This window comes from Paraglaciecola sp. T6c (assembly GCF_000014225.1).
In the GTDB taxonomy this organism is placed as follows: domain Bacteria; phylum Pseudomonadota; class Gammaproteobacteria; order Enterobacterales; family Alteromonadaceae; genus Paraglaciecola; species Paraglaciecola atlantica_A.
This window is the reverse complement of sequence record NC_008228.1, coordinates 3,446,009-3,459,287: the sequence shown is the minus strand read 5'-3', so window position 1 is coordinate 3,459,287 and position 13,279 is coordinate 3,446,009. Positions and strand designations below refer to the sequence as shown.

The window sequence follows — 13,279 nt, the reverse complement described above, 5'->3', positions numbered from 1 at the left end:
TGTATTTATTAAATATATGCCTTGCTAAAGGTGAAATAGTATAAATGATACGCTGGAAGGGTTGTTGCTAGTTGTTATCAACTAGCAACAATTAGCACCAGGGAGGTACATAACAGTTCACTACGCTGTCGATAACTATTATGCCGAATTCACACACCAAATAGCATAGGTCTAGTGTAATTTTTGCGTAAATAGTGTGCATAGAGAGTGCATAAAATTTGCAGTAATGCGATGAATAATGAATTTTAATTCATCTTTTATAAAAATCTGGCTGCCGGGTATATTTTGTTTTTTCCCACATTGAGTACACCAACAAGGTCTTTGATTTAAAATTAAACTCACGGCTCTACTCCCCTGTACTCCCTCTATTTTTGATGAATTTTGATAGATTTTGACTCGTTCTAGCTAATTCGCACGCAATCATAAATTGAACATGCCGATAACTTTCTCTTCCATTTATATAGAAAGTTAAGCTAATGTCTGCGTTCTAATTGCATAGTTATGCAATGTTATGTCAGAGACTGTAAGGGCAATGTCAGCAGATAGTAAATTATTGTTTGAAAGCCGTTTTTTTAATCCGTTTGATTTGATTCATTTCTACTCTCAGTGCTTAATTTCGCGCTTGGGTGTATCCCATAAATAACATACAGACACGCAGTGTCACTCATAAAATAATAAATAAAATGCATTCATGTGATTTATGTTGCATGGGTCCATTTAGGGAATTTGAAATGTTTATCAAGAATGCTCTAACGCAGTCGATCCGACTTTCATTACTGGTTACAGGCTCAGCCATGCTGCTACCTAGTGGCATGGTTGCAGCGCAAGAAACTGACGATCAGGCAAAATCAGTAGAAAAGATTCAAATAACAGGCTCGCGCATAAAGCGCACCGATTTAGAATCCGCTAGCCCTGTTTCCATAATCAGCGCCGAAGATATTACCTTAGGTGGCTTTACCTCCGTTGAGCAAGTGCTGCAGCAAAGTACAGCATCAAGCGGTATGGCAACGGGTGCTGCAACCAATAACGGGGGAGCAGGGGCCGCGCGTATTAACTTACGTGGCTTAGGCACCAGTCGTACACTTGTGTTGGTCAATGGCCGTAGAATGGTGAATTCAGGTACGGGGGCTGATTCTTCCGTGGATCTAAACACCATCCCGTTAGCGGCAATTGAGCGCATTGAAGTGCTAAAAGACGGTGCATCTGCCGTGTATGGCTCTGACGCCATAGCCGGTGTTGTGAATATTATTACCAAAACCAATTTTGACGGTATTGAGTTATCCATGGGGTACGCTGGCTCAGATGAAGGCGATGCCAACACAGCCGATATCAGTTTGGTCACAGGTGGCAGCAGTGAAAAAGGCAATTTTGTGTTGGGTTTAAGTTATGTCGATCGTGGTAAAGCGATGCAAGGTGATCGTGGATTCTCAGCCTGTCCAGATAACGACTTCGATGATTTAGGTGCATGCGTCAGTGGTAGTTCATACATCCCAGGCGGCAACTACAACTCAGGAGACGGTTGGGGAACCTTAGACAGTGATAAGAACTGGACAGAGGGCTACAACGCCTATAACTACGCTGATAGCTCGTATCTATACACACCGCAAAAGCGGATAGGCCTATTTGCCAATGCGAATTATGATATCAACGAAGACACACAAATTTATGTAGAGTCGTTATATACCAAACGCACATCTACTCAGCAAATGGCCCCATCGCCCATTGAAGCCATATTAACCGCTGACGCCACAGGCAATCCTTTTGGCACAGCGACCTCTATGCGCCGGCGCATGACAGAAGTAGGCGATCGCGTGTTCGATCAGGTCACAGATACCTTACGAGTGGTGATGGGCGCTCAAGGTGTATGGGATGTTGGCTCAGGTTATGACTGGGATCTTTCCTATTCGTATGGCTGAAACGATGCCACAGACCGTTCCTCCAACTACATTAATTTAACCAAGCTTTACAACACCATGGACGCGTCAATTTGTAATGACGTTAGCATTCCCTGTCAAGATTGGTTCGCTAATGAAGGTGAGCTTTCCAGCGATACCATTGACTATATTTCGTACACGGACCAAGCCAGTGGTGGTAACGAATTCAATATAGTAAACCTTAACGTTACTGGTGATTTGTTCGAGCTTCCAGCTGGTTTTGTTGGTTTTGCAGCAGGCGCTGAATATCGCCGTGAAAAGGGTTGGTATCAGCCAGATGCAGTGACCGTCGCCGGGGATGGCAGCGCATCAGCGCAAGAGCCAACATCAGGGGATTTTGACACCACGCAAATTTACGCTGAATTTGCTATTCCGCTTTTGACCGATTTGCCGTTTGTGAAAAGTTTATCGGTTGATGCAGCCGTGCGTTGGTTTGACTACAGCACGTTTGATTCCGACACCACTTGGAAGTTAGGCCTAAGCTGGCATGTAAATGACGATTTAATGCTGAGAGGTGTGGCTTCTAACGCGTTTCGCGCCCCAACGGTCGACGAGCTTTACGGCGGCGATGTTGGCTCATACGATTATTTGACCGATCCCTGTTCAGGGTATGGCGCTGGCGATCCGAGTTCAAGCCTGTATCAAACCTGTGCGGCGCAAATTAATAACGCCAACTTTGTGTACAGCGACGGCCAGATTGAAAACACCTACACCACTGTGGCCAATTTGAGCCCAGAGGAAGCCGATACCTTTACTCTAGGTTTGGTGTACAACCCTCATTATATCGAGGGCTTATCCGCCACGATTGATTACTTCAATATTGACGTGAGTAATGCGATTTCACGTATCTCTACCCAAACCTATTTGGATCAATGTTACGCCGGCGAAACATCCTACTGTAACGTGCTAAACATCACGCGGAATGAAATCACGGGCAACATCGATTACATGGAATCGCCCCTGACTAACGTGGGAACGGTTGAAACCCGCGGCGTTGATATGAACATGGCCTACGTGTTCGAAGCCATGGGGTACGATTGGGGCGTCAACTTAGATGCTACCCGCCTGCTTGAATACACAGAAGACGAGGTGGAATACACGGGTAAGATTGATGGTACGAACGGCGGATTCGCCAAATGGAAGTCTAACCTAGGCATCAAAGTGGGGCAAAATGATTGGACCGCAAGCTATAAAATTCGATACATCGGTAGCATGACAGATGATTACTACGCTGCTTATGATTTAGTGCAAGACGTAAGCTCTGTGACCTATCATGATTTAGCCGCGCAATATTTTGTGAATGACACGTGGTCAGTCTCAGCAGGTATCGACAACGTGTTTGATAAAACACCGCCCTACATATATTCATGGAATAACGCCAACACCGTACCCGAAGTATATGACGTAATGGGCCGTTACTATCATGCCAAAGTTACTGCTCGCTTTTAAACTAGAAAGCAAAGAGGCAATCAAGCATTTAAGATGCGTCAAGCAAAAATCCGGTAAAGGTTATTTACCGGATTTTTGTGTGTTATTCAATCAATAAACAAACCAGCGATAAAGCCAACATTTCTGTTCTGCAACTGTCTGAGTGTCGGCAATATTAAAGAAAGGAGCACCAATTTCGTTTGACAACTCACTAGTATCCTCAAAATAGTACCTTCAAAAGGTGGTGATTCGCCTATCCCCAGTTATTCATAAATATTACTCCTACCATTTGAATACGGTAGAGCTCAAAAAGTCAGAAAAATCTAGTGTATGTGTCATTAGACTCGACGATACATTTACGATGGATGAATAGGTTGTTTTTTTACTCGTTCCTGTCACGATTTTTTGTACGCAATGTAAGCAAATAGACGCAAAAATAGTTTATGCTAGGGGCGTTATTAACTGAAATACTTAGTTTTAATTGATTTTGATAGCGCAGGTATAAGGATCACGAATTAAGCAATTTTGAATACGCGGGGCGTTATTTACCCTCAAACCTAAAGGATTAAAAATGAAAGTACGAATTTTACTGTTAACCTTATTATGCATCATTTTTGGCGCTCAGGCCGAGACCAAAGCGAGCCGTGAATCGGTTGAAAAATTGATGCTGTTAACGGATGTATCGAAAATTATGGATGCGATGCAGGGTCAGGTGAGCGCTATGTTTAATAACATGGCCACTCAAATGAATATTTCTGAGCCAGAAAGGCCCGCCTTTGAAAAATACATGGGCAAGATTGATCAATTGCTCAAAGAGAAAATGACCTGGGAGCAATTTAAAGAGCCCATGATCAATGTGTACTTAACGCATTTTAATCAGCATGAAATTGATGGTTTAATTGAATTTTACAAATCAGATGTCGGTAAAAGCATGACACAGAAAATGCCTTTAGTAATGCAAGACTCAATGATGGCGGGTCAACAAGCTATGCGCAGTTTAATGCCTGAAATACAAGCAATTGCTCAAGACATGCAGAGCGAAATACAACAGGCTCGGCAGCAAGACGGCGAGTAACTAAGCCGCTTGTTAATAAACTTTATACCAATCTTTGTGGCAGGCTTTACAGGTTTGTCATACTCAAGAAAGTAGCAAAAAGCGGTCTCATTCCGTGTTCTTATTTCACTGAATGAGATGGCTTTTTTATATCAAATGCTTAAGAATAAAGACTGTACTTCAGTCGTAGTACTTCGTATCAAGTCGTTCTCGCTAAACTGATGCTTCTTCAAAACGTCGCCATATCAGTTGCCAGCTCTACCGTGCCAGTATAATGCTGCTGGATAAAGCCAAGCGTGGCTTCGCTGTCATTACGTGTGCGATTCATAAAGTGGGATAACACCACACGATTTGCGTTCGCTTGTTGGGCTATTTTACCAATATCCAGTGGGCGCATATGTAAATTGATAGCAGCGCCAGATGCACTTTGTGGCACAGCATTGTGCATAACCAAAATATCACTGTCTTTAGCCAAAGTAGCTAAGGTATTGTTTTTGTTACTCATATCACCTGAAAAGGTAATGCTGCAGTCACCTATGTCAACGCGCCAAGCAATGGCAGCAATAGGGCCATGATGTACTGGGCTGGCGGTGACAATGATGTCATCACTGATCTTTTGGCTGTGCTGTTTTATTGGCGTCAGGGGAATGTTTTGCGCGTTGATATGATAGTCAGCTTGGCTGGTGGGTTGGGTATAATCACTTAAATAAGCAAAAGCCCCATCGCCTCCCATTAGGCTTGCCAAATACTCGCTGGTATTCGGCATCATGGCGTTCCCCGCAGGACCGAACACGGTTAAATCTTCACTGCGTGAGGTGAAGTAAGAGCCCTTGACGTAGGCGGGTAAATCGCCGCTGTGATCCACGTGTAAATGGGTTAGCAATATTCCTTGTAAATCGGCGAAGTCCGCCCCGGATGCGCCAAAATTAACGCTGCTGCCAGGACCTGCATCAATTAACACCCGCGCTTTATCGTTATGCCAAATAAGGTAGCTGGACGAAACACGCCCATCGTCTAATTCTGGGCCACCAGAGCCCAGCACTTGCAAGGTAACATCTTGCTTAGCACAACTTTGGGTCGGCGCTGAGTGAGCACTAAAACCAGTGGCTACTAGCAACATTGCTGCGGCGTGTGATGCTAGCTGCTTTGGTGAAATAGAGCGTGATACGGTGTTAATTATTGCCATGGACTGTCCTTGATTTATAAGATTTCTGCGCAGAAATTAGTCGCTGTGATGTGCGCGTATTCACAAATATGATGGATTTTGTAGCATAAAAATTTCACTACATCCCTATAATCGTTGCAGATTTCATTGCAGTTTTCTCATACAAGGACACACCTCATGTCAGACAATAAGCTCAACGATACTAAAATAAACAATACACAGATTTGGGTGAACAAAGCAGATATTTCTCAAACCAAAATTGTTAAAGGCGAGCTAGACGCGGCGCAATTGCAAGACGGACAAGCTATTTTAAAAGTCGATAGTTTTGGTTTTTCGGCCAATAACATTAGTTATGCTGTCACCGGCGAAAAAATGGGGTATTGGGGATTTTTCCCTGCTGATGAGCAGTGGGGCATTGTACCTGTTTGGGGGTTCGGTACCGTTATTGCGTCCAAGCATCCAAGAGCCGAAGTCGGTGAAGTGGTGTATGGCTATTTTCCTATGGGGACGCATTTGCTGGTGAATGTGGACAAAGCCACTGACGTGAGCTTTTTTGATAATCACCCCCAGCGGGTCAGTAGCTCACCTGTGTATGACAACTACTTACGTTGCGCCCAAGACCCAGCCTACCAAGAAGACTCCCAAGCGTGGTTACTGAATTATCGACCCTTGTTTATGACATCGTTCGTGCTGGACGATTTTGTGGGTGAACACATTACCGATAAAGTGACGACTGTGTTACTCACCAGTGCATCAAGTAAAACGGCATATGGTTGCGCGCATCTATTGATGAAACACAAAGCACAGCGCGGTGGACATTACCGGGTCGTGGGGTTAACCAGTGCTGCGAACAAAGCGTTGACTGAATCGTTTGCTTGTTACGATGACGTGCTCGAATACAAAGATATCGATCAGATAAGCCAAGACGGTGAAAGCTGGGTGCTGGACTTTGCGGGCAATAAGCAACTGCTCTTAGACCTGCAAGATTTATTAGGCGACAAACTGTCTCGCGAGGTCTTTATTGGCGCCACGGACGTGAAATCGCAAACCAATAAACCCAAAGGTAAATTACACGGGCAATTATTCTTTGCGCCTCATCAAGTGAAAAAACGCACAGAAGAGTGGACGCGAGAAGGGTTCAATGAGCGTTACGCGCAAGCGTGGGGAAGTTTCAACGCGCACATGCAGGGCAAAATCGAAGTGGTCGATTACCAAGGTGCTCAGGCGATTCAAGATTTATATCAACAAGGTTTGGCCGGAACACTGAACAACGAAGAAATTAATGTACTCACCTTTTAAGCGTTTGAGACATAAGTGAAATGGTGGCCAGCTACGCTTGCCACCATTTGTCGCTTAATACTTGAATGGGTAACGCTTTCAAATGCGCCAGTGCAACCATGCGGTCGCTTTGATTCAAAAACTCTCCAAACGTCACATGCCGCGTATTGTCAACAAAACGCAATTGAATACAATCGTACTTGCTGGTGGCCTCTACTAAGCCAAGGTAGGTTTGATGACGCTTGAAAAGCCAGCTCTTTCGCGGTCTGTAGGTACCCGCTTGCAGTTTGATGTCGGTTTTGCTGATGGTGATGACTTGTTGCTGATAAGTAAAAAGTGACACGCGATAAGAAATAAACCACAGTAACCCCACTTCAATGCCCGCGAAAGGCAGTACTAACCACGCGCCGACAAATGTCCACGCTAACGCAATGCTCATCACGATAAACGCCATAGCACTGATCAATAGCTTGGTTTGTGCCCAATTGGCGGAACGATTAGGTGATAAGGTCAGCACCCAGCGCTCTTGTGTTTCAAGCAAGCTAACCACAGGGAGTCTGCGCGTTCAACATGCCAAGCGCACACAGCGAAGTTGTGGATATGCGAAGCAATAAGAGTGTGACGATACGCGTGATCATTAAAGGATAACAACCTTAGTAACCTGAATTACTTTGCGCGAATATGGGTTTTCTGGCAAAGTCATGTCGATATCAAAATGTAGTGTAAATTCAATGTTTTCTCAATTTTCTGCTGGGCAAATTCGTAGCTTCTTGATCGCAACCTGGTGCGTCGTTTTGGCGTTTCAGCAAGAGCCGATTCAACTCTTTACCCAGCACGCGGCTTTCGCTCTTTTAGGTGTGATGGGCGCGGTGTTTGCGAACGCTACAGGTGCAGGTGGTGGCGTAGTGTTTGTGCCGTTTTTTAATCAAATGGGCTTTTCACCCGTCGCAACGGTCGCCACGAGCTTTGCCATTCAGTGTTTTGGCATGACGGCGGGGGCAATGACCTGGTGGCGCTTTCATGTGGCGCAAAGCGGTGATGACGTGCAAACAATTGAATACTTCGATGAGACCTCAGGGCAACTTTGTGGTGAAAGCAACACCCATGATAAACGTGCCACGGAAACTCTGCATATCACTCAGTGGCAGAGTTTGTATCCAGTATTGTTACTGAGCATTCCGGCATCGATTGTGGGCTTGCTCATTGCACAGTTTAACCCTAACTGGTTTGGCGTACTCGCCCAGGGTGATAAGTTACACATTGGCTTCGGTGTGTTTTCTATTTTGCTGGCAATCAGCATGTTTTTGATGGTCACCATGGCAGGGCGCAGCACTTTAAAACTACGATTACGCCCGTTAGATAGTATTTTGTTACCGATTATTTGTATTTGTGGCGGCGTAATTACGGCATATTTGTCCATTGGGGTAGGCGAGTTAGTGGCCGTGTATCTAATTATGCGCGGCTTCAATGTGACCTTTTCAATTGCATGTGCCGTCATTTTAAGTGCCGTCACTGTATGGTCGGGTGTAGTGCATCATGTCTTGATGACCCATGCTATCTATTGGCCTGTTGTGCTATTTGCAGGGCCTGGTGCAGTGGTGGGCGGCATATTGGCGAAACGGCTGGTGCTGCATTTCTCGCCCACTCATTTGAAATTGTTTTTCGCGAGTTGGATCTTAGTCTTAGGTGTATCCGGCTTAGTGTTTTAATTAAGCTGCGTTTTCACAATGTTATACTTTAACTAAGTTGCCTTTTAAGCGAGTGCCATTTAACCGAGCTGCACGTTAACAAATTCAAACATTGCTCAACCAGTTCTGCACTTAAAACGTGTTAATTCATCTTATTAAATGCTGAATTAACGACTGATTTATTTTTCTATATAAAGGTGAGCAGAGTTAAAACATTCCCAATAACGCGCCTTGTAACAAAGAACCTTGTATCGGAACAAGGTAACAGCCTTGAGCTGGCAAAAAGCCAGGGGCCAAAAAACAGCCTTGAGCCAAAAATCAGCCCTGAGCGAAAGCAAAGCTCCGTTGGCCGCTTGGCCATTGACGATATCATCGCCAGTGAAGAGCCTCTGGAAATTTGGTTGAAGCACCCTCTCAAACAGGGCGGTAACGCCAGTTTATTGTTGACCACTATGCGCAGCCCAGGGGACGATACCGCATTGGTGAGGGGGTGGCTGCACACTAGCGGATTGTTAGCAAATAGCGCAGATATTCAAAGCGTTACTCATACCGGTAGTGAGCGAATAAAAGGTAACGAGGCAAATCAGATACTCGTGACTTTACACCCACAATCTGACTTCGACGTTACCTCAGCGCAAAGCCAAGGGGGAAGTCACATCGAGTACGTTAATTCAGGCTGCGGTGTGTGTGGCCAACGCTCTATTGATGTATTGCTTGATAAAATTCCCCATCGAGATACGCCCAATAACGCTTCGCTGTTTTCGCTGTTAACTAAAGAGGTTTTATCTTTAGCCGATGCACTTCGCCAACAGCAAACTGCGTTTGCTGCAACGGGAGGCAGTCACGGGGCTGGGCTGTTTGTACTACCAGAGCATGCTAATCTGAATGCTCCGCAAACAGGGGCAAATAGGCTTATCGATGTACGTGAAGACATTGGTCGCCATAATGCCCTCGATAAACTGATTGGTGCCAATTTACCCATGCTTCTAGTGGGTAATTCCCCGGAAAAACCGAAGGAGTACGGGGTCGTCATAAGCTCGCGGATCAGTTTCGACTTGGTACAAAAAGCCGCCATGGCAAATATCGGTATGATCCTAGCCATGGGGGCACCGTCCACGTTGGCTATCGAGCTGGCCAACGAATGCGATATTTGCTTAGTGGGCTTTATTAGCCAAAAACGTATCAACGTATATACCTGCGACCACAGAATTGTATAGTGGCTTGCCTAATTTAAAATCATGACTCAGTGCTTGCCAGTTTCTGTCGGTGAGCGTTGATCTAAGGAGTCAATATGAAAACCGATTCACGCGTGAGTGAAAAGTCACCCTCATTCGACCCATCTGATACGCAGCGCATTGAAATCAGTCAGCCTAAAGAGTGGGCCGCCGGAATACCGGCCGTATTATCCGCCTACAAAAATGTGACGACTAAAGCCGGAGCGATTAAAGGGACGCGGCTATTATCTGATCTAAACCAAATAGAAGGGTTTGATTGCCCCGGGTGCGCTTGGCCTGACCCACTTGAAAAACGCGCCACGTTCGAATTTTGTGAAAATGGCGCAAAAGCAGTTGCCGATGAGGCCACTACTAAGCGCGCTGATGCTGAATTTTTTGCTCAGCACAGTGTAAGCAAAATGCGTGGAGAATCAGACCGCTGGCTAAACGACCAAGGCCGATTAGTGCAGCCAATGTGGTTGCCAGAAGGGGCAAGCCATTATCAGCCAATCGAATGGGATAGTGCGTTCGAGATGATTGCCACCCAATTAAATCAGTTAGATACGCCGGATCAAGCGGCATTTTATACATCTGGGCGTACAGGTAACGAAGCGGCATTTTTATATCAATTGTTCGTGCGAAAATTTGGTACCAATAACCTGCCTGATTGCTCAAACATGTGCCACGAATCAAGTGGAGTCGGCCTAGGCGAAACCATAGGCGTGGGCAAGGGCACTGTAAGCTTAGAAGATTTGGAGCATGCAGAGGCCATTTTTGTGTTCGGCCAAAACCCAGGCACGAATCACCCGCGCATGTTGGCATCGCTGCAAGGGGCGAAACGCCAAGGGGCGAAAATAGTTGCCGTAAACCCGCTGGACGAAACAGGGCTTAAACGTTTTAAAAACCCGCAAGAAGTGTCGGGCGTCATAGGCAGCGGTACTGCGCTGCGCGATGTGTATTTACCGGTCAAAATAAACGGTGATGTAGCTTTGCTAAAAGGCTTATGTAAATCGCTGATTGAGCGAGACAGTCAGCACCAGCCAGTATTGGATCATCAGTTTATCGAGCAGTATTGCCATGGTTTTGATGAATTTAAAACGGACATTGAACAAACGTGTTGGCAAGACATAGAGCAGGGCAGCGGATTGACCCAAGCGCAAATTGAGGCAGCCGCTGATATTGCATGCGGCTCTAAAAAGACGATTTGCTGTTGGGCCATGGGCATGACGCAGCATAAGAATGCCGTGGCCAATATTCAATTGATGACTAACTTTTTAATGCTACAAGGTAATTTGGGTAAACCTGGCGCGGGCGTTTGCCCCGTGCGTGGCCACAGCAATGTTCAGGGCGATCGCACTATGGGGATTTGGGAAAAACCGGCACCCGCATTTTTAGATGCCCTTGAAAAGGAATTCAGCTTTAGCCCACCGCGCAAAGACGGCGTTGACGCTGTAGAGACAGTACACGGCATGCAAAAGGGCGATATAAAAGTGTTGTTCGCCCTTGGGGGCAATTTTTTCAGGGCCATGCCTGATCACCAAGCCAATGATAAAGGCCTAAGCCAGTGTGAATTAACGGTGCAGGTGTCTACAAAGCTCAATCGCTCGCACTTACACACGGGCAAGCAAGCTTTAATTTTACCCGCCTTAGGGCGCACCGAAATAGACACTCAAGAAAGCGGTATTCAAACCATTACGGTGGAAAATTCAATGGGGGTGATTCAAACATCTCACGGTAAAATTCCCCCAGCATCAACCTTGTTAAAAAGTGAGATAGATATACTTGCGCAGTTAGGCGCGCATACCCTTAAAAACGACAGCATAGATTGGTTAGCCTTACGTACAGATTACCGACTTATTCGTGACCATATCGCTAACGTGGTCCCAGGGTTCGAAAACTTTAACCAACGTATTGATGAATTAGGTGAATTTGTATTGCCCAATGGGGTACGGGACGCTCGTACATTTGCCACCGCCACGGGAAAAGCCAATTTTGTGGTGCATGCTATTGAAAGTGTTGAAGTGCCCGAGGGATGTTTGTTGATGATGACTATTCGTAGTCACGACCAATTCAATACCACTGTATACACCAACAATGATCGCTATCGTGGTATTCATGGTACACGCAAAGTCTTATTTATTAATCGCTTGGACATCGAAGCATTAGGCTTAAAGGCCGGTCAACATGTGAGTATCCGCAGTCACTGGCCAGACGATAAGGCTGCGCTACGTGAAGTAAGTGACTTTGCCTTAGTGGAATATGGCATTCCCAGAGGCTGCGCTGCAGCGTACTACCCTGAGACCAACGATTTAATACCCATTGGCAGTGTGGCGGATAAAAGCAATACGCCAGCTTACAAGTCAATCGTCATTAGCTTGCATGCTTAGTGCGTGCTCGCTATGCATAGACGTAACGCATACGTTTAAGCTCAGCGCACACGTTAAAAATCAGCGCGTAAGTAGAACCACTGTGCACACGTTAAAAATCAGTGCATAGGTAGAGCCATGGCTAAAACGATTGGCTAATCAATACCGTGGACTTTTATCAGTCGCGCTGATAGACAGAGCTTCAAATTGCGAGATAAACACGGTAAACCATAATAAAAAGGCAGAAAAAAACAGTGGTCAAATCAATCAACAACAGCGTAATTGGCAACGCGTTACAAGCGCGAGGTCGCACACAAGCGGTCTTACTTGGACTTTCATTATTAGCCTGCGCAGCATCATCTACCCTTGCCTGCGCCGAGCCAACCGGTGACGAAGTAGCCAGCCTAGACGGTGGCAGTGCTCATCAAGCCGCTTCTCTGGTGTTGGATGCAGGCGTTACATCTGAACTGCACGCCCTGCAACAGCGCTGGGCAAAGGTGAATTACACCTTCAGCGGCGACGAGCAAATTAACGCATTCAAGGTGTTAGTCACCCAAGCAAATGAACTGGTTCAGGACCAGCCTGAAAATGCCGGGTATTGGGCGTGGTTAGGTATTTGCCAATCCACTGCAGCGGCGGCAATTGGTGGGACTGATGCTCTTGGGTTGGCAAAAAAAGCTAAGCTCTCTTTTGAAAAATCTCTTGAACTAGATAACGACGCGCTAGATGGGGTCGCGACATTCTCCCTAGGTACGCTTTATCATAAGGTGCCGGGATGGCCCTTAAGCTTCGGCAGCGATAAACAAGCCAAAAAGCTGTTGATAAAAGCCATTGAGCGTCACCCCGCAAGTATCGACAGTAACTTCTTTTACGGCGAGTTCTTGTTTAATGACGGTGATAGCGAAGACGCGAAAGGGTATTTGCTGCGCGCAAAACAAGCACCGGTGAGACTCGACAGACCCATCGCCGATAAATATCGCCGTATGGCCATAGACGAGCTGCTGGTAAAAATAGAAAACGATTAATGAGACAAGCGGTCATGCATGTGGCTTTGTAGTCTCAGAGTCGTCATCAGCACATAGATAAATAGCTAGGCGCAGCATCATGACTGCTCAGTTTGAACCGACATGGGTAGCGTCTTAGTATTAATCT

10 protein-coding genes are annotated in these 13,279 nt (G+C 45.9%); 8 read left to right on the top strand and 2 right to left on the bottom strand.

Annotated elements, in window-relative coordinates; translation table 11 throughout:
• The first annotated feature begins 731 nt into the window (after positions 1-731).
• The 3 genes from PATL_RS22960 to PATL_RS14565 all read left to right on the top strand — a co-directional run bounded on the left by PATL_RS22960 (position 732) and on the right by PATL_RS14565 (position 4,437).
• A complete protein-coding gene (locus PATL_RS22960; protein WP_232283229.1) occupies positions 732-1,916 on the top strand; it encodes a TonB-dependent receptor plug domain-containing protein in 1,185 nt (394 codons plus the stop codon).
• Positions 1,917-1,973: 57 nt separating this feature from the next.
• Positions 1,974-3,383: a TonB-dependent receptor gene (locus PATL_RS22955; protein ID WP_232283228.1), complete on the top strand. Its 1,410-nt coding sequence runs from the start codon at positions 1,974-1,976 to the stop codon at positions 3,381-3,383.
• Between the two features lie 550 nt (positions 3,384-3,933).
• Complete coding sequence (locus PATL_RS14565) at positions 3,934-4,437, top strand: DUF2059 domain-containing protein (protein ID WP_011575617.1); 504 nt, start codon at positions 3,934-3,936, stop codon at positions 4,435-4,437.
• Positions 4,438-4,645: 208 nt separating this feature from the next.
• On the opposite strand, the gene PATL_RS14560 is transcribed toward PATL_RS14565, so the two are convergent.
• Entirely contained in the window at positions 4,646-5,602 is a 957-nt protein-coding gene (locus PATL_RS14560; RefSeq protein WP_011575616.1) for an MBL fold metallo-hydrolase, read from the bottom strand.
• A 156-nt stretch (positions 5,603-5,758) separates the two neighbouring features.
• Between PATL_RS14560 and PATL_RS14555 the strand changes: the two genes are divergently transcribed.
• On the top strand, positions 5,759-6,880 hold the full coding sequence (locus tag PATL_RS14555; protein ID WP_011575615.1) for a DUF2855 family protein: 1,122 nt from the start codon (positions 5,759-5,761) through the stop codon (positions 6,878-6,880).
• A gap of 31 nt (positions 6,881-6,911) precedes the next feature.
• On the opposite strand, the gene PATL_RS14550 is transcribed toward PATL_RS14555, so the two are convergent.
• Positions 6,912-7,409: a DUF2244 domain-containing protein gene (locus tag PATL_RS14550; RefSeq protein ID WP_011575614.1), complete on the bottom strand. Its 498-nt coding sequence runs from the start codon at positions 7,407-7,409 to the stop codon at positions 6,912-6,914.
• A gap of 181 nt (positions 7,410-7,590) precedes the next feature.
• On the opposite strand from PATL_RS14550, the gene PATL_RS14545 reads away from it, so the two are divergent.
• The 4 genes from PATL_RS14545 to PATL_RS14530 all read left to right on the top strand — a co-directional run bounded on the left by PATL_RS14545 (position 7,591) and on the right by PATL_RS14530 (position 13,152).
• Positions 7,591-8,568 carry a sulfite exporter TauE/SafE family protein gene (locus PATL_RS14545; RefSeq protein WP_041713909.1) on the top strand — a complete coding sequence of 326 codons (978 nt, stop codon included), beginning with the start codon at positions 7,591-7,593 and terminating at the stop codon, positions 8,566-8,568.
• A gap of 176 nt (positions 8,569-8,744) precedes the next feature.
• The gene (locus tag PATL_RS14540) at positions 8,745-9,764 is read left to right on the top strand and encodes a formate dehydrogenase accessory sulfurtransferase FdhD (RefSeq protein ID WP_041713907.1); all 1,020 of its coding nucleotides are present in this window, start codon (positions 8,745-8,747) and stop codon (positions 9,762-9,764) included.
• A gap of 74 nt (positions 9,765-9,838) precedes the next feature.
• Positions 9,839-12,148 carry an FdhF/YdeP family oxidoreductase gene (locus tag PATL_RS14535; protein ID WP_011575611.1) on the top strand — a complete coding sequence of 770 codons (2,310 nt, stop codon included), beginning with the start codon at positions 9,839-9,841 and terminating at the stop codon, positions 12,146-12,148.
• Between the two features lie 233 nt (positions 12,149-12,381).
• Entirely contained in the window at positions 12,382-13,152 is a 771-nt protein-coding gene (locus PATL_RS14530) for a tetratricopeptide repeat protein (RefSeq protein ID WP_011575610.1), read from the top strand.
• The last annotated feature ends 127 nt before the right edge of the window (positions 13,153-13,279 follow it).